17 protein-coding genes and 1 pseudogene are annotated in these 17307 nt (G+C 61.9%); 12 read left to right on the top strand and 6 right to left on the bottom strand.

From position 1 onward, the window contains the following. Positions 1–10: 10 nt before the first annotated feature. Together AB433_RS17905 and AB433_RS17900 are read left to right on the top strand one after the other, a co-directional pair. Entirely contained in the window at positions 11–970 is a 960-nt protein-coding gene (locus AB433_RS17905; RefSeq protein WP_245626750.1) for an alpha/beta fold hydrolase, read from the top strand. Between the two features lie 114 nt (positions 971–1084). Beyond that, positions 1085–1870 (top strand): NUDIX hydrolase, encoded by a 786-nt coding sequence (locus AB433_RS17900; RefSeq protein ID WP_047824487.1) that lies wholly within the window; start codon positions 1085–1087, stop codon positions 1868–1870. A gap of 59 nt (positions 1871–1929) precedes the next feature. Here AB433_RS17900 and AB433_RS17895 read toward each other — a convergent pair whose 3' ends face one another. After that, on the bottom strand, positions 1930–2394 hold the full coding sequence (locus AB433_RS17895) for a MarR family winged helix-turn-helix transcriptional regulator (RefSeq protein WP_245626749.1): 465 nt from the start codon (positions 2392–2394) through the stop codon (positions 1930–1932). Between the two features lie 62 nt (positions 2395–2456). Here AB433_RS17895 and AB433_RS17890 point away from each other — a divergent pair, with 62 nt between their 5' ends. Genes AB433_RS17890 through AB433_RS17870 form a run of 5 tightly spaced genes read left to right on the top strand, consistent with a single transcriptional unit; the run spans position 2457 to position 7866 of the window. After that, positions 2457–3338, top strand: coding sequence for an alpha/beta fold hydrolase (locus AB433_RS17890; protein ID WP_047824481.1), 882 nt, complete (start codon positions 2457–2459; stop codon positions 3336–3338). Next, positions 3335–3748, top strand: a complete 414-nt coding sequence (locus tag AB433_RS17885; RefSeq protein ID WP_047824479.1) for a hotdog fold thioesterase — start codon at positions 3335–3337, stop codon at positions 3746–3748. The genes AB433_RS17890 and AB433_RS17885 overlap by 4 nt, the downstream gene beginning before the upstream one ends. Next, positions 3738–5189, top strand: coding sequence for an efflux transporter outer membrane subunit (locus AB433_RS17880; RefSeq protein WP_047824476.1), 1452 nt, complete (start codon positions 3738–3740; stop codon positions 5187–5189). Before AB433_RS17885 ends, AB433_RS17880 begins: the two co-directional genes overlap by 11 nt. After that, positions 5186–6331 (top strand): EmrA/EmrK family multidrug efflux transporter periplasmic adaptor subunit, encoded by a 1146-nt coding sequence (locus tag AB433_RS17875; RefSeq protein ID WP_047824474.1) that lies wholly within the window; start codon positions 5186–5188, stop codon positions 6329–6331. Before AB433_RS17880 ends, AB433_RS17875 begins: the two co-directional genes overlap by 4 nt. A 2-nt stretch (positions 6332–6333) precedes the next feature. Next, positions 6334–7866, top strand: coding sequence for a DHA2 family efflux MFS transporter permease subunit (locus AB433_RS17870; RefSeq protein ID WP_047824472.1), 1533 nt, complete (start codon positions 6334–6336; stop codon positions 7864–7866). An 86-nt stretch (positions 7867–7952) separates the two neighbouring features. Here the strand turns inward: AB433_RS17870 and AB433_RS17865 are convergent, their stop codons facing one another. Further along, a complete protein-coding gene (locus tag AB433_RS17865; RefSeq protein ID WP_047824470.1) occupies positions 7953–8876 on the bottom strand; it encodes a fatty acid desaturase in 924 nt (307 codons plus the stop codon). A gap of 158 nt (positions 8877–9034) precedes the next feature. Here AB433_RS17865 and AB433_RS17860 point away from each other — a divergent pair, with 158 nt between their 5' ends. Then, the gene (locus tag AB433_RS17860; RefSeq protein ID WP_007016001.1) at positions 9035–10138 is read left to right on the top strand and encodes an IS630 family transposase; all 1104 of its coding nucleotides are present in this window, start codon (positions 9035–9037) and stop codon (positions 10136–10138) included. 101 nt (positions 10139–10239) lie between these two features. Here the strand turns inward: AB433_RS17860 and AB433_RS17855 are convergent, their stop codons facing one another. Beyond that, positions 10240–11496, bottom strand: coding sequence for an IS701 family transposase (locus AB433_RS17855; RefSeq protein WP_037487431.1), 1257 nt, complete (start codon positions 11494–11496; stop codon positions 10240–10242). Between the two features lie 186 nt (positions 11497–11682). Here AB433_RS17855 and AB433_RS17850 point away from each other — a divergent pair, with 186 nt between their 5' ends. Both AB433_RS17850 and AB433_RS17845 read left to right on the top strand, forming a co-directional pair. Then, on the top strand, positions 11683–12417 hold the full coding sequence (locus AB433_RS17850) for an SDR family NAD(P)-dependent oxidoreductase (protein ID WP_047824559.1): 735 nt from the start codon (positions 11683–11685) through the stop codon (positions 12415–12417). A 122-nt stretch (positions 12418–12539) separates the two neighbouring features. Further along, positions 12540–13419: pseudogene (locus tag AB433_RS17845) on the top strand (SDR family NAD(P)-dependent oxidoreductase). A 662-nt stretch (positions 13420–14081) separates the two neighbouring features. Here AB433_RS17845 and AB433_RS17840 read toward each other — a convergent pair. After that, complete coding sequence (locus AB433_RS17840; protein WP_047824468.1) at positions 14082–15089, bottom strand: IS110 family RNA-guided transposase; 1008 nt, start codon at positions 15087–15089, stop codon at positions 14082–14084. A 276-nt stretch (positions 15090–15365) separates the two neighbouring features. Between AB433_RS17840 and AB433_RS17835 the strand changes: the two genes are divergently transcribed. Beyond that, on the top strand, positions 15366–15554 hold the full coding sequence (locus AB433_RS17835) for a hypothetical protein (protein ID WP_047824466.1): 189 nt from the start codon (positions 15366–15368) through the stop codon (positions 15552–15554). Between the two features lie 354 nt (positions 15555–15908). Here AB433_RS17835 and AB433_RS21855 read toward each other — a convergent pair whose 3' ends face one another. Next, complete coding sequence (locus AB433_RS21855; protein WP_375782415.1) at positions 15909–16127, bottom strand: Tn3 family transposase; 219 nt, start codon at positions 16125–16127, stop codon at positions 15909–15911. A 95-nt stretch (positions 16128–16222) separates the two neighbouring features. Here AB433_RS21855 and AB433_RS20210 point away from each other — a divergent pair, with 95 nt between their 5' ends. Further along, on the top strand, positions 16223–17041 hold the full coding sequence (locus tag AB433_RS20210) for a lytic transglycosylase domain-containing protein (protein WP_245626748.1): 819 nt from the start codon (positions 16223–16225) through the stop codon (positions 17039–17041). Here AB433_RS20210 and AB433_RS17820 read toward each other — a convergent pair. Beyond that, positions 17008–17283 (bottom strand): hypothetical protein, encoded by a 276-nt coding sequence (locus AB433_RS17820; protein WP_047824462.1) that lies wholly within the window; start codon positions 17281–17283, stop codon positions 17008–17010. The genes AB433_RS20210 and AB433_RS17820 overlap by 34 nt on opposite strands. Positions 17284–17307: the final 24 nt, after the last annotated feature.

Below are 17307 nucleotides of genomic sequence, written 5' to 3'. Positions count from 1 at the left end.
ATTGCAACTCATGGAATCGGCTGCATCCGATATTGTCCCTGAATGGGCGCCCGACCCGTCGGTTCTGCCAGGCTGGTTTGCCGAGGCCCTGGCTGTTCCGCGCGAGGAAGGTTTCGTCACGGTCGACGGGGTGCGGATGCATTACTTCCGCTGGGGCAATCCGGGCGCGCCGCCGGTGCTGATGACCCACGGATTCCTGTCGCACGCGCGCTGCTTCGCCTTCATTGCGCCGTTTCTTGCGGGCGATTACCACCTGGTGGCCTATGACCTGTCCGGGATGGGCGACAGCGACCCGCGCCCCGACTGCGACATGACGGCGCGCGGACACGAGATGATCGGGGTCGCCGAGGCGCTCGGTTTGTTCGGTCATGCCCGTAAGCCGATCGTGGTCGCTCACAGCTTCGGTTCTGCCGTGGCGCTGAATGCCCTCGAACTCGCGCCCGACGCCTTTGCCGGGACCGTGATCTGCGACATGATGATCCTGCGCCCCTCGGCGCTGGAAAGATACTGGAGCAAGGGCCGGACCGGTCCCGGTTCGGGGGATCCCAATCGGCCTCATCGCCGCTATCCCGATTTCCCGAGCGCCCGCAAAAGGTATGTCTTGTCCCCTTCCCAGCAGGTCGGTGAGCCGTTTCTGATGGACTACATGGCCTATCATGCCCTTTGCCGCGAAGGGACCGATTGGACCTGGAAGTTCTCTCCGGCCGTGTTCAACCGCGAAAATTCGAACCGCATGTGGCTTGAAATCGGTCCGCGTGTGGTTGCTGCACCCGGCAGAAAGGCGATCGTCCATGGCGAAGAGAGCCAGCTTTTCACGCCGGATTCACGCGAATATCTGCGTGAACTGGGAGGAGGCAGCATCCCGGTCATCGCGGTTCTCGAAGCGCGGCATCACCTGATGCTCGACCAGCCATTGGCTTTCGCGACGGCCTTGCGTGCTGTCCTTGAAGAATGGTCCAAGCATGGCTGACCGAATCGTGCGCCGATTCCATCCGATCCGCCGAGACCGACCGGCGGCAGCCGGATTTGCCGTGTCGGTCGCACAACGAGGCGCGCAGCTTCAGCAACAGCCAGGGAGGCCATCATGACCGCTTCAGACCAAGCTCCCGAACCCAAACCCGCAGCGACGGTACTGTTGGTCCGCGACCAGCCCGAATTCCAGGTCCTGATGGTCAAGCGTCACCACCAGATCGATTTTGCGTCGGGGGCACTGGTTTTCCCGGGCGGCAAGACGCATGGCGGCGACGCCGACGAGCGCTGGACGAGTCATGCGATCGGCTGGGACGATCTGGACGCGGTTCAACGGACTTTGCGGGTCGGGGCGATCCGTGAGGCGTTCGAGGAAACCGGAATTCTGCTGGCGCAAACGGCTCAGGGCGCGCCGTTCGAGGACCCGTGTGACGTGGCGGTGCGAAGCGCGGTCGATGCGGGCGAAGTCGCGTTCATCGATGTCGTTCGCGAACTGGATGTCCGCCTCAGGCTGGACGAACTGGCCATCTTTGCCCGGTGGATTACCCCGACCATCATGCCAAAACGGTTCGACACCTGGTTCTACGCCATGAGCGCGCCGCCGGGACAGGTCGCGGCATGCGATGGACGCGAAACTGTCGATGCGGAATGGATTTCGCCATCCGAGGCCATCCGGTTGGCGGCGTCGGGCGAGCGGACCATCATTTTCCCCACCTTGATGAACCTGAAGCTGCTCGCCGAGGCTGAAGGCGCGCAAGATTGTCTTGCGCGTGCACGGCAACGCAGGCTTGTGACAGTGCTGCCGAAGGTTTCGGTCGAGAACGGAGAGCGCGTCCTGGTGTTACCGCCCGACGCTGGCTACGGATCGGTCTCGCAGCCACTGAGGTTGCTGGGTGCTTGAGTCTGAAGGGACTCTGTCCCGTCATCTTTCAAGTTCAGCCTTGGTTCGCTTCCCGGTTTTCAATCTTCAAGATTAGAGGACATTGTCGCGAGCATTTCTCGTAACATAGCAACCTGGTCTTCGCCAAGGCCGGCCAGAACCCGATCATAAGTCTTATCGGCTTCCATTCGCAACGATGGTAGAAGTTCGAACGCTTTGGGTAGCAGGTGGAGCTCCCAGATTCTGCGGTTCCCTTCGGCGGAACGGCGTTCGACGAGTGCAGCGTTCTCGAGTTGGTCAATTACATGGCCGACGCTCGCTCGTTCCCTTTCGAGGTGTTTCGCTAGCTCTGTCTGGGTGAGGCCGGGGGTCCGGTAAATATATCCAAGCGCGCGCCATTGGGTGCGGGAAAGGCTGAATTTGACGGTACTTGCGTCAAACAGCTTGCGCAATTTGCGCGGCACCTCCTCGAGCAAGAAGACGAGCTCGTCAGCCTCGGTAAGATATCCCTTTCCTGGCGCTGTTTTCAGCATGGAAATGGCCACTAACACATTTGCCTGTGAAGGAAAAGGCTTTACTGTAAGTTATTTTACAGTAAGAGGCGAGCATGACTTCGAACCTGACACTCGTTGGCCGTGCCGGACACCGGATTGCAGCCGACGCTGAAGGCCCCGCTACGGGAATGCCGGTCATTCTTGCGCATGGCGGCGGGCAGACCCGGCGGGCCTGGAAGAAGATTTCGACCCTGCTCGCCGGTCATGGCTTCCGCGCCATCGCCATCGATCTGCGCGGACATGGCGATAGCGATTGGGCCAGCGACGGAGCCTATGACGTTGCCGACTTCGCCAGCGACCTTGTCGCCATCGCCGGCAAGCTGGATCGCAAGCCAGCGCTGATCGGCGCGTCGCTGGGGGGGCTTGCTGGACTAGTCGCCGAAGGGCAGCTTTCCCCCGGCAGCTTCGCCTCGCTGACGCTGGTTGATATTACCCCGCAGATGGAAGCAACCGGCGTTGCCCGGGTTGTCGGCTTCATGGCCGCCCATGCGCGCGAGGGCTTTGCCTCCCCGGACGAAGCCGCGCGCATCATTTCCGAATATTTGCCGCATCGCCCAAGCCGCAAGGCATCGGCGGGTCTCGCCCATTACCTGCGCCAAAAGCCCGACGGGCGCTATTACTGGCACTGGGATCCAGCCTTTATCGATGGAGTGATGCGTCGCCACGCGCAGAACGGCGATCTGGGTGATCACGGGCGGAGCGAACTCAACACAGCCGCGATGAACCTCTCGCTACCGGTGCATCTGGTCAGGGGCGGTTCGAGCGATCTCGTCTCGCCGGAAGCGGTGGCGCATTTCCGCAACCTGGTCCCGCATGCCGCCTACAGCGACATTGCCGATGCCACGCACATGGTGGTCGGCGACCAGAACGATGTTTTCGGCGCGGCGATTGCCGGCTTCCTGATGCAAACGCATGCAATGAGCGATGCAAAATGACCAGCCGCACCGAACGGCCCGAACTCGCCGACCTGCGCAACATGCTTCACATCGCGCCGTTTCACCGCTGGCTCGGCCTCGATATTGTCGATCTGACCGAGCGGGAACTGATCCTCGAAACGCCGTGGCGGGACGAGATCGTATCCAACCCGATGATCGGGTCGGCGCATGGCGGCATCTTGTCGGCATTGATCGACCTGACCGGACTTTACACCGTCAACGCGTTGGGCGGCACCGCCCGGGCGACTGCCGACCTCCGCGTCGATTTTCACCGTCCTGCAACCTCCGGGCCGCTGCGCGCGATTGGCAGTGTGGTCAAACTGGGCAAGCAGTTGAGCGTCGCGGAAACCAGAATCGAGGATTCTGCGCACCGACTGCTCGCGAGTGGCAGGGGGGCCTATGTTAGCTGACCTGAGGCTATTCCCGGTTGTTGGCGCGGCGCTTGCGCTGTCGGCGTGCGCATCAATCCCGGAACGCGGGGACAGGCCCGCCATTCTGACTGCCGAGACCATCGAAGCTACGCAGACGCTCGCTCCTCGCGGCGATACAGGTTGGTTGCCAGACCAGTGGTGGCGGCTTGCGGGCGATCCGCAGCTGACTTTGCTGATCGAGGAAGGTCTCGCCAACTCGCCGCAAGTGGCGATTGCCCTGGCCAGAATTAGGCGCGCGGAAGCAGAGGCACAGCGTGTGGGCGCGGCGCGGCTGCCGACCGTCACGGCAAACGCGGAAGGCGGATTGCGCCGCCAGAGCGGCAACACCGGCATTCCTGCGCAATTCCTCCCCGATAGCTGGCGAGACTATGGCCAGGCCTCGCTATCATTCGGTTTCGACCTTGACCTGTGGGGCCGCAATCGCGCCGCCCATGCCGCCGCGACTTCCGACGCGCGCGCAGCGGTGGTCGATGCCGCCCAGGCGCGGCTCGTGCTCTCGGTGGCGATCACGGCAGCCTACGCGGAACTCGGCAGGCACTACCGCGAACGCGACAATGCCGACGCCGTGCTGGCCAATCGCCGCGCCACGCTGGCCCTTGTTGCCGAGCGTGAGCGCAACGGCCTCGACAATCGGATAAATGTGCGCCGTGCCGAAGCAGAGCTGGCTGATGCCGAGCAGGACTTTGCTGCGGTCGAAGAAAGCATCGGCCTGCGCCGAAATCAGCTCGCCGCATTGTTAGGGGCGGGGCCCGATCGGGGCCTTGCCGTCACCAGGCCGCCGCTTTCACCATCAACCCCTCTGAGCATTCCGCCCGGGCTGAAAACAGACCTGCTGGGCAGGCGTCCGGACATCGTGGCGGCACGCGAGCGGGTCGAGGCGGCGGCGAGCCGCATCAAGGTGGCGCGCGCCGGATTCTTTCCATCGGTCAATCTGAGCGCCTTGATCGGGCTGCAGGCGCTTGGCTTTGGCAATCTGATCGATTCCCGGTCTCAGTTCGGGGCGGTCGGCCCGGCGATCAGCCTGCCGATCTTTCAGGGCGGCGCGCTTCGGGCGCAATATGGCCGCGCCGGTGCCGACTATGATGAGGCTGTTGCGAGCTACAACCAGACGGTCATTTCCGCGTTCCAGCAAGTCGCCGACGCGGTGACGCAGCGCGAGTCGGCGGATAAGCGGCTTGCGGCAGCCCGTTCTGCCCTGAACGCGAGCGAAGATGCGCTGGCGTTGGTGCGCAATCGCTACACGGCAGGATTGGCCAGCCGGCTGGATGTGCTGGCCAGCGAAAAGAGTGTTCACGAACTGCGGCTCGCCGTGATCGGGCTGGAAACCTTCGAGCGCGGCGCAACGCTTGCCCTGATCCGCGCGCTTGGCGGTGGATTTGTTGCCGACGCTCAACCTTCACCGGAACCGACCAACCCATGACCGACACTTCGCCCGAAACCCCCGCCGTCGATCCGGCGCTGACCCAATCGCGCAAGGCGGCGCGGAAGCGATGGCTTGTGCGCCTTGCCGTTGTGCTGGCCGTGATCGGACTTGCCTGGGGGGCGTGGTATGTGCTGGTCGCCCGAAATTTCGTGAGCACGGACAATGCCTATGTCAACGCGCAGACAGCGCAGGTAACGCCGCTGATTGCGGGGTCGGCAACCGAAGTGCTTGTGCGCGACACCCAGCAGGTCAAGGCTGGGGACGTGCTTATCCGGCTCGATCAGGCCGACGCAAAGATTGCGCTGGCGCAGGCGGAAGCAGATTTGGCCGCAGCGCGTCGGCGGTTCCGCCAGACGGTCGCCAACACCTCCGCTTTGGCGGCACAGGTGGACAGCTCAGGCGCTGGCCTTACCCAAGTGCAGGCGCGCTATCGCACGGCCCAGGCCGAGCATGACAAAGCCCGGATCGACCTGCAACGCCGGGAAAACGTCGCCGCAAGCGGGGCGGTTTCAGGCGAGGAACTCACCCAAGCGCGTAGGACTTTTGCCACCACGCTCGCTGCACTTGATGCAGCGCGCGGCGCCATCGATGAGGCCAGTTCGTCGCGGCGCGCGGCGCAAGGCCAGCTTGCCGCGAACACCGCGCTGGTAAGCGGATTGAGCGAGAACACCGATCCCGCCGTGCTCGCTGCGATGGCGCGGCGCGATGCGGCACAGCTCGATCTCGACCGCACGGAAATCCGCGCGCCCATCGACGGTGTCGTCAGCAAGCTACAAGTCCAGATCGGGCAACGGCTCAATCCGGGTCAGATTGTCATGGCGGTTGTCCCGCTGACCAAGGTCTATGTCGAAGCCAATTTCAAGGAAAACCAGTTGCAGCGGGTGCGGATCGGCATGCCTGCCGAGCTGACGGCTGACCTCTATGGCTCGAGTGTGACCTATCGCGGCAAGGTGGTCGGCTTTTCGGGCGGCACCGGCGCGTCGATGGCCGTGATCCCCGCCCAGAACGCGACTGGCAACTGGATCAAGGTCGTCCAGCGCCTGCCGGTGCGGATCGAACTCGATCCTGCCGAGCTGAAGCGCCACCCGCTGCGGGTCGGCCTGTCGATGGAAGTCGAAATCGACGTGTCGGGCGACTGACAATGGCAACCGGCTCCGCGACCGCTTCGACGGGTATTCCGCCCTCGCTGCGACTGGTCGCGGGGCTGACCCTGGCCTTTGCAAACTTCATGGTGATCCTCGACCTGACGATTGCCAATGTCTCGATCCCGCACATTGCAGGCAGCCTCGGCATCACGCTCGAGCAAGGCGCGTGGGTTATCACCTCCTATGCGATTGCCGAAGCGATCTGCGTCCCCCTGACAGCCTGGATCGCGTTCCGGTTCGGCTCGGTTCGCACCTTCCTGTTCAGCATGTTGGGGTTCGGCTTCTTCTCGATGCTCTGCGGGCTTTCGGTCTCGATCGAAATGCTGGTGATGTGCCGCATCGGACAGGGCATTTTCGGCGCCTTTCTGATGCCGATGTCGCAAACCCTGCTGCTGCGGGTGTTCCCGCCCGAGCAGCAGAATATTGCCGTGGGCATGTGGGCGATGACCTTGTTGCTTGGCCCCGCACTCGGCCCGATCATCGGGGGGTGGCTGACCGATAACTGGTCCTGGCACTGGATATTCCTCATCAACGTGCCGGTCGCATTGCTCGCCATCGTCGGCGGGGCAGTCCTCCTTCGCCCGATCGAAACCGAACGCCGCGTCTTGCCAATCGATTATGTTGGACTTGTGCTGCTGGTGATCTGGGTCGGCTGCTTGCAGGTCATCCTCGATATTGGCCGCAACCATGACTGGTTCGGTGACCCGCTGATCGTCGTGCTGGCGATAACGTCGGCTGTCGCATTCCTGATTTTTGTCGTCTGGGAACTCACCGAAGACCATCCGGTCGTCGATCTGCGGGTTCTGCGGCATCGGGGGCTGAGTGTCAGCCTCGTAGTCCTCGCGATCAGTTTTGGCGCCTATTTCGCGGGCTTTGTGATTATCCCGCAGTGGCAACAGGCCTGGTTGGGCTACACCGCGACTCAAGCCGGCTATTCGTCGTCATTTACCGCCATCGCCGGACTTCTGACAGCACCTCTTGTGGTGATGCTGATGCCGCGGCTCGATCCCCGCTTGCTGGTTTCGATAGGCATATTCTGGATATCGACTGTGGGGCTTATGCGGGTCTTCTGGACCAGCGACAGCGATTTCTGGACCCTGAGCTTGCCCCAGTTCGTTTCGGGGCTCGGCATGACATTCTTCATGCTGCCGATCATCAACCTGACGTTGAATACCGTCGAAGAGCACGAAGTCGCATCCGCCGCCGGCTTGCAGAGTTTCATGCGCACCATTGCGACGGCATTCGCCACTTCGGTTTCACTGACCTATTGGGGCGACACCCAGCGCGCGGCGCGCAACGATATCGTCAGCGCACTAGAACCGGGAGCCGCTGGCAGTTCGATCGCTGGTCTCGGTTTCTCGCCTGAAGCAGCCTTGCAGATGCTCAACAACATGGCCGAGCTTGAAGCGACGACACTGTCCGTGCTCCATGTCTTCTGGACGACCTCGACAATCCTGTCCTTCGCTGCGGCATTGATCTGGCTAGCGCCCCGTCCAAAGCGCCACGGCGGCGTTTCGATTGGGCACTGAGGCCAAACCGTAGACTGCACCCGTGCCCCCCAACAGGAAGGTTGGCGTCCGCTGTTTCGCAGAAATGTAAATGGCCAGCTGATGCTTTATTCGGCAGGAACCGCCATCGCATCCTTCATCCGCCGGAAAGCCCGGTGCGATTCGATATTTTCCGGTGCCAGCCCAAAAGCAGTCTGCCGCGGAATGTCCTGCGCGTTGATCTCATCGTAGCGCAGGTGATAGGCCTTGTGCATCCGGTAGAAGGGTATCTCCGGATAGAGGTGATGGATCAGGTGATAGTTCTGATAGACCAGCAGCGGGGTCAGCAGCCATTCGAACCCGAACCGCATGGTCGTCGCCATATAAGGATCTTCGTCTTGGGCCACCACGGCGGGATAATGCGGCAGAATGACGAACACGATCGCGATCATAAACAGAGAGATCCGCGATGGGATAAACCACAGCATGAACAGCTCCAGCCCGTAGCCGAGATAGAGCGCTCCGGCGAACAGCGTCACCAGGAAGGAGTAAAAGACGACCAGCTGCATTCCGTGCCGCTTGCGCACGGACTGCCCGTATTTGACGAAGTAATAGATGTAGGCGCCATCGAAGAACGTCCAGCGGAATGGCACCTGCCACCACGGCGATTCGTGTTCGAACAGATCCGGGTCAATCGGGCCATTGGCAAAACTGTGATGCTTGTTGTGAACCCACCGCAACAGCACCATCGGCGCATAGGGAAAGAGAAAGAACAGGCCGATCGCCCCAATCGATTCGTTCAGCCAGCCGACGCGCGACAGCGAACAATGCGACGCATCGTGAATGACGCTGAACAGCAGGTAAGTAAGCAGTCCGTTGGCGATTGCGCCTTGCCCAAGCGCAATTTGCTCTGTCAACGCCAGGTACCAGACGGTGCCGATCCCCAGCATCGACACGACAAACAGGATCGCCGTTGGCCATGCGAGCAACGGCGGCTGCCGCAATTGCTCGAAATATTCGTCTTTGCTCGTCGGAAAAACGCTCGTAGCCACTGGCAACCCCTCTCCGCAGGTCTGTCCGCCCCAGGGTTGCCGCCTTAGCAGCCGACCTCTGGCTCCCCGCACACGGCCTTGACGTATCAGGCCGGTTTCTAGTCATCTGGAACTGAAATAAGCTTCATTGTATGCTGCCTGCGCGAGAGGAGCGCAGTATGGCCAACGCTATCGGCAGACCGACGAAACCAGTGGTTCTGGAAGCGGAGGAACGGGAATATCTGGAGCGGCAGGTGCGCCGACGGCGAGTGTCCCGTTCGATGTCGGAACGATGCCGGATCATCTTACGATGTGCAGACGGCATCCAGAGCAAGGTCGTGGCGGCTGAGTTGGGCGTGCACGAGCACACAGTCGGCAAGTGGCGCAGGCGCTTTCTCAAGGATCGTATCGAGGGGCTGCTGGACGAAGCTCGACCAGGCAGACCCCGGACGATCGCGGATGATCAGGTGGCAGCCGTGATCGAGCGGACACTGCGCTCGAAGCCAGATGACGCGACCCACTGGTCAATCCGTTCGATGGCAGGCGCGACCGGCTTTTCACATACCACGATCCGCCGAATCTGGGCGGCCTTTGGATTGCAGCCGCATCGCTCGGAGACGTTCAAGCTGTCCAGCGATCCGCTGTTCGTCGACAAGGTCCGTGATATCGTTGGCCTATATCTGTCGCCGCCCAACCGCGCATTGGTGCTCAGCGTGGACGAGAAGAGCCAGATCCAAGCACTCGATCGCGAGCAGCCGGTCCTGCCGATGATGCCCGGCATGCCCGAGCGTCGCACGCACAGCTACGTCCGCCATGGCACGACCTCACTCTTCGCCGCGCTTGATATCGCCTCGGGCTTTGTCATCGGGAAATGCTACAAGCGGCACCGCGCCGCCGAGTTTCTCGACTTTCTCAAGCAGATCGACGCGCAGGTGCCGCCCGACCTCGATGTCCACATCATCATGGACAATTACGCCACCCACAAAACCGCGCTGGTTCGGACATGGCTCGCTCGTCGGCCGCATTACCACGTCCATTTCACGCCGACCTCGGCATCCTGGATCAACCAGGTCGAACGTTGGTTTGCAGAGCTCACCCGCAAGCAGTTGAAGCGCGGTGTCCATACCTCCACCAGCGAGCTGGAGCAGGACATCCGCACCTTCATTGAACGCCACAATGAGAACCCGAAGCCATACCGGTGGACCAAGTCGGCCGACGAGATCCTCGCCTCCGTCAAGCGCTTCTGCCAAACCGCAGAACGTACATTATGCGGCGAACTTTAGATTCAGATGACTAGCACTACTTTGGCACATTTTGGTTTGGAGGGTCGCTGGGTCGACAGCCGCAGTGCGGGCATGGTTTGTCCGGCGGTCTGGTGAGACGGTCAATGATGGCTTGCCTGATTGCCGGCAGGCTCGGTTTCGGCGGTGGGCCCGAGATTCTTTTTCCCCCCTTTGGCCAACTTGAGCCGCAGTGACTGAAGGAAGGCGAGAGCGATCATGGACATCAGTGCGTGTCGATGCAGGCCTTTCCATGAACGCCCCTCGAAGTGGTCCAGGCCGAGTTCTTCCTTGAGTTGCTGATGTGCCTGTTCGCAGACCCAGCGCGCCTTGATCGCGCCGGCCAGTTGCTTGATCGGCGTGTTGGCGGGCAAGTTTGAGAGGTAGTACTTGCGCTCGCCGGTAGAGCGATGTTCGCCCACGAGCCAGACTTCCTCGCCTGGCAGATGCTGGGCGCCCATATCGTGGATACGCTGCGGTGGCCCGTCTGCGACACGCACCCGAACAGCGGCGAAGCGGGCCGAGAGTTTTCCTTTGGTGCCGCGCCGCCAACTGACCTTGCGCCACGGTACCGTCTCAAGCATCGTCTGCGCCGAGATCGAAGTTATGTCGGGTATCGCGTTCTTTCTCGGGCGCCCCTGAGTGGCGACGGGAAAGACCATGCTGACATCGGCGGGGTAGACCTTCTGTTTGAACGGGATGCCAACAGCCCACGTGAGGCCCCGCTCGCTCAGGCCCTGCCGGAAGGGAGCAGAGAGACCGTATCCGGCATCGGCAAGGACACAGCCGAAGCGAACACCGGCGGCATGGACCCTATCGATCTCAGCGAGCGCGATTTCCGGCTTGGTCCGGTAGCGTCGCAGTTCTGCAGGCACCCCGGCGCGATCCAGGCGGGCCGCATCACTCGTCCAGCTCTCCGGCAGGAACAGACGCAAGCCCACCATCACAGGTACCTCACGCGATGCCAGCGTCACCGACACCAGCGTCTGGCAGTTGGCGTTCTTGCCGAGCGCCGAGGCATACTGCGGCGCCACGCCAACCGAGTGCCGACCCTTCTTGGGCAAAGCCGTATCGTCGATGATCAGCCAGGCATTATCGCCCCCAACCTGCCGGTCGGCCTCAGCAAGCAGAGCCGCCTCCAGCGGAGCTTCGTCCCAGACGCCGCGGCTAACGAAGTGGTGAAGCCGGTCGTAGCTGACCTCGTCGTCTCGTGCCGCTATGGGCTGAACACTCTTGCGATCCCCAGGGCCGATCAGCCCCGCAATGTAAGCCGGACACATCCGACGGCGCGTCTTGTTCCGTAACGCTGTGGCAAACGGCGCAAGCCATACCTCCAGCTCGCTCCGCCAATCTGCTTCCATCGCCAGCCTCCAGAAAAGCTGGCTCCCTATGAATCAGTGATTTCCCACCTTGGGAATCCCAAAAATCACATTTCTGCCAAAGTAGTGCTAGAAAAACTAGGGGCTATTCAGACCTTGGAGCGCGCGGCCGCGCCGAGCCGCGTTTCGCCGGCTGACGGCGATCTTCAGACAGGGGATGGAACAGGCATGACGCAACGTAACGCCATCGTGACCGGGGCTGCACGCGGCCTTGGCAGGGCCATAGACCTTCGCCTCGCGCGCGACGGGATCGCCGTGGCGGCGTGGGACCTCAATGTGCAAGACGCGCGCGAAACCGCCGAACTAATCGAGGAGCAGGGTGGAACCGCAATCGGGCTCGGCTGCAATTCCGCGATCGCCGCCGAAATCGCGGCGGCCCTTGCCGAAACCCGCGATCGCCTCGGTGCGGTGACGATCCTCGTCAACAATGCCGCGCTGTCGCCGTTCCGGAAGTTCGAGGAAATCACCGAGGAAATCTGGGATGGCCTGATGGCCATCAACCTCAAGGGCCCGTTCCTGTGCTGCCTTGCGGTGATCCCCGACATGATCGGGGTAGGGTGGGGACGGATCGTCAACATCTCTTCTTCGTCGGCCCAGACCGGATCCTCGCACCAGACGCACTACGCGGCATCAAAGGCCGGAGTCATCGGCTTCACCAAGTCGCTTGCCATGGAATTCGCCGGGACCGGGATCACCGTGAACAACTTGCCAACGGGCTTCGTCGATACCGAGGGGCTGCGGGAGGCGCCGGTCGACGTAGACGGGTTCGCCCAGCGCACCCCGATGAAGCGTCCCGGACGGCCTGAGAACATCGCTGCTGCCGTCGCTTTCCTCGTCACCGAGGACGCGGATTACATCACCGGTCACACCCTGAGCGTGAACGGCGGCCGCTACCTCAACTGACTATTGGCGGGGCGACCGGAAGACGGCGACGATGAGTGAGACTGGCGTCAACCTCTCCAGCCTGCGAGAAGCAGCGGTTCCGCTGGCTACCCCTCGACGAACTGAGACACGGAGAGAGAAAGATGGCTGAGAAACCAGTAGTTTCGATCGTCACCGGCTCGAGTCGCGGCGCGGGCAAGGGAATTGCGGTCACGCTCGGATCGCATGGTTGCATTTGTCTATGTAACTGGTCGCTCTGAGAAGGAAGTCGACGGCGAGGTGCCCGGCACGATTTACGCAACCGCCCGCGAGGTAACCGACGCCGGCGGGCAGGGCATCGCGGTGCGCTGCGACCATGCCGACGACGCGCAGGTAAAGGCGCTGTTCGACCAAGTCATCGCCGAGCAGGGCCGCGTCGACATGCTTGTCAACAATGCCTGTTGGCAGGGCGACGCGCTGACCTCGGTTTCCGGGCAATTTTGGGAAAAGTCGCTTGATTGCGCCCAGATGCTCAATGTCGGTGCGCGCAGCGGGTTTGTCGCCAGCTGGTATGCCGCCCCGCACATGGTCGGGCAGGGCAAGGGGTTGGTGCTGTTCACCTCCTCGCCCGGCTCGATGCATTATTGCATGGGGCCGAGTTATGGCGCGCACAAGGCGGCGGTCGACAAAATGGCCTTCGACATGGGGGTGGATTTTGCCGACGCGGGCGCCAATGTTGCCGCCGTCTCGGTGTGGATGGGCTCGCTCACCACCGAGCGCCTTCAGGGCATGATGGAGGCGATGCCGGCGCTGCGCGAGCAGCTGGAAGGATCGCTCGAATCCGCCGGCTACACCGGCCACGTTGCCTGGGCGATGTTCAACGATCCTCAGATGTTCGCGAAGTTCAACGGCAGGACGGTGGTCGGCGCGGAAGTCGGCAAGGACTACGGCATCACCGACATCGCCGGCCGGTTGCCGCCCTCGGTGCGTGTCGGGACCGGGGCCTCGCCGCCGCAATATGCGCCCTACAAGGTAAAGATGTGATGTCGAAGTTCTCGCTCGACAGCCTGACGTTGACCGACACGCCGCCGCCGGTGGCGATCCGCGCCGCGGCCGAAGCTGGCTTCGATGCCTGCAGCCTGTGGATCATCCCGCCGCCGCTGTTTCCCTCGCCGCTGCTAACGCCGGAACTGGAACGTGAATGTGCCGCGATCATCGCTGATACGGGAATCGAGGTGATTGCGCTGGAAGTGTTCGACCTGCATTCCATGGCGGGCGTGGACACCGCGAAGCCGCTGCTCGAAATGGGCGCGCGGCTGGGCGGCAAGGCGGCGCTGACGATCAACTACAGCAATGCCGATCGCGGCGAGACGGCGGATATCCTTGCGCGATTTGCCGAGGCGGCGGCGGGTTCCGGCCTTGCCACCAACCTTGAGCCGGTGGCCGGCGGCCAGAGTCAGATCTGTAATTGCAGAGCTTGGCGGTGCCGATCCCTTGAGGGTTTCATGGATCTGTCCGCACTGGCCCGGCCGAAGCCTGGTCGTGCTATATCGGGTCTCACAGAGGCGAACGTTGCATTGACTCGAAGCGGGCTTTGCAGCCCATCTGACTACCTTCGCAGATCGTTCGTCCCTGCGTTCCCTCGCGGGACACCGCCCTCGGATCGCTTTGACGCTTCACCGCTGGCAAACAGGTTCTACCCTACCTCACGCTTGGAACAAAGTGCCATCGCGCAGCATGGCATGCATGATGACCGCGAGCCGACGGGCGAGTGCGACACGGGCTTTCTTCAAGCCGCGACGCTTGGCGATCTTCATGGCCCATGTTTTCAGGGCGAAGGTCTCACGGCTCCGGGTGAGGATCGAGTTGGCAGCTTCGTAGAGCAGCTTGCGCACGGTCCCATCGCCCTGTTTGGTGATCCTGCCTGTCCAGTCTAGTTCGCCCGACTGATGGCGGCGGGGCACAAGGCCGAAGTAGGCGCCGGCATTGCGTGATTGTCGGAAGCGTCCGGCTTCATCGACTGCAGCGGCGAAGGCGGCCGATGTCTGCACGCCGACGCCTGGGATGGTCATCAGGATCTCGCAAGCCTGTGACTGGCTGGCGATGACACGCAGGCGGCGGTCCATTTCCTTGATTTGCTCGACCAGTTCTGCGCGCACGGACAGCAAGGATGCGATGGCGTCGCCAAGGCCCGGGATGTGTGCCGCTTGCATGATCCGTTCGAGGAAGGCCTTCCCTTGACCTGCGCCGGGCCGATAGCCGAACGTGGCGCAGAGACCGCGGATCGTGTTGTCGAGCCGGACACGCGCTTCCACCAGATGGCTGCGTGCGGTGATCACGCTGCGAACGCCATGCGCTGCCGGAGATTTCACATGCACCTCCTTGTAGAAGCCGGTGCGCGCCAACTGTGCTAGGCCGGCGGCATCGTGAGGGTCGGTCTGGTTCGCCTTCATTGCTTTGAGGCTCTGGTGCGCCTGGCGGGCATCGATGCACACCACCGGGACACCCAGTTCACGCAGACCAAGGCAAATCGCCGGCGACATGCGGCCCGTTTCGATCACCGCCCGCTCGATTGGACCATATCGCTCCAGCATCATGGCGATCGCCTCCGGAGAGCTTTCCACTTTCTCCGACACGACCTTCCGACCATTGTCATCAACGATGCAGACCTGCGTGGATTCCATCGACAAGTCCAATCCGGCATAGTGCTTCATGGCTGCTTCCTTCCTTCAGGATTCGACAACCAGAAGTGTGCGCCTCAACCAAGGTCCGAGGGAAGCAGCCGCAATTACACGATGACTCTGGCCTAGGCAGCGGACCTGATCTGCGCCTCGGGTGCTGACGTCGGCATCTGCCTCGATCCGCATCACCTGCTGCGCGCGGGAGGGTCGGTGGCCGACATTGCCGCGCTGCCGACCAACCTCATCCGCTACGTCCAGATCTGCGACGGGCAGCTTCCGCAGCCGCCTGGGATCGCCAGGACCTAGGCGTTGTGCGAGCGGCTCTATCCGGGCGACGGGGACTTTCCGCTGGCCGAATTCCTGCGCGCCGCGCCGGCAGGCGTCACGATCGGCGCTGAATGCCCCAGTCTCAGGCGCGCTGGGGAAGGCGCAACAGCACTCGATCAGGCGCGCGAGCTGCTGTCAAAGATGCGCTCGGTGCTTGAAGGCGCGAAGTGATGATGGTGAGCTCCACCTCAAAATTTGTTCGCCAGCCAACGCGATGCAGGACAGAATGAGAACAATCTATGCTACAAGGAGCAACCTGCGGGTTGAGTCGTTAAATGTTCGGCGCCCGCCGCCATTGAACGACGCACGTTCCCAAAGATAGTCGCCCGTCAGACCGAAATGCGACCTGGTAAAGAGGAAAACATGCGCGAGCAGTGCCCCGCCGACTTACACCCCGGTATGCCGCAGGTAATCAGCAGCGCGACCGAGGTAAGGAATGTTCCAATTTGCAATGGCGACGATGAGCAGGTTGAGACCGGATGTGCGAAATTGTTGGTTTTCGAGAGTGCGATCCAGAAATCGGCCCTAGCGGTTGATAAAAATCGCGTCAGCCAAAGCATGACGGGTCTCTCCCTTGTTCAATCTGGCTTGGCAGGCGCGGCGCAATATCGACTGTTCCAGCCAGTTCAACGTGAACAACGTCCGTTCAATGCGGCCGAACTCACGAAGGGCGTGGTCGAACTTGTTCTGGCGGCGTCGAGCGAATGGTTTTGATCGTCGAATGAAACGTTCATTCGAAGCCATCAAAGGTCGGGGAAAATCGTTGACGCATACGAACCGCCCTGCTTCATTCGATATGCGCAAGACCAACCTCCGGCACGCGACCTATGGTGCGTCCGATGCATTTTGCCAAGCAATTGATAATCGTAATTCTATTCCTTGGGACGGGTTACCGATCAGTGGCCCGGGAAGTTGACCAAACTCTTTTCGACGATTCCGTCGAGTTGGCTGACGACGCACTTGCCGGGCGAGCAGAAATCGACCGTACAAATCTGGTCCTGCAATCATTGTTGGGACAGTTCGAGTTTCCGACAGTCAACCATGCATACAAATCGGACCTTGCGAGTGGCTCGCTTACAAGCAACCACGGATGCGAGGCGTATGGCTACCGACCAACCTGGTGGCTGCCGCTTTCCGCCGAGACCCGCCGCGCTTCCTATCACCGGATAGTCGCTGAAATTGCCTGCCAGCACGGGCTACCTGCCCGGTTACTCGACGCGGTAATCGCCCAGGAATCCGGCTTTGCCTCGGGAAGCATTTCGAGAGCGGGGGCTATGGGCATGATGCAGATCATGCCAGGGACTGCCAAATATTTGGGGCTCAGCAACCCCTTCGACCCTATCGCCAACATGCGTGCCGGCGCGCAGTACCTGCGTGAGCAACTCGACCGCTTTGGTCGTGTGGATCTGGCGCTAGGCGCCTACAACGCCGGTCCCGAACGCCGCTCGCTACGACAGGGACGTATCCCCGCCATCCCGGAAACCCAGCACTATGTGCGCGCAATCCTCACCAATTGGGGCCGCCTGATCGAGCTGGATCAGGCCAACAAGCGCGAGCCGGACCGCGGCGAGCTCGCGATGATCGCCGTCCGTGCCGCTGGCTACCGCGACATCGAACTCATGCGCTACGACGGGTTGAACGCCTCGAACCCGATGTAATGTGCGTAGAGCAAGGCGATCCCCATGATGCACGGAAATCCGCTCATGTAATTCAGCTGGAACCGCAGCCAGAGCCGCGGAACCCAGATCGCCTTCTGCTTCCACGTGCCGGTCGGCAGGTCGATTGCTCCCGATTTAAGCTCGATGATGGTGCGCAGGAGCGCGCAAGCAGCGCAGATTCCGGCGAGCAGGCCAACGGCCGCATAGATCTGGGTCCAGGCCGCGAGCGCTTCAGGGCGCATGGCAATGTGCTGCGCTTGACCTCA

The organism is Croceicoccus naphthovorans (genome assembly GCF_001028705.1).
GTDB lineage: Bacteria > Pseudomonadota > Alphaproteobacteria > Sphingomonadales > Sphingomonadaceae > Croceicoccus > Croceicoccus naphthovorans.
The sequence above is the reverse complement of the archived record's forward strand: the minus strand, read 5'-3'. Positions and strand labels throughout refer to the sequence as shown.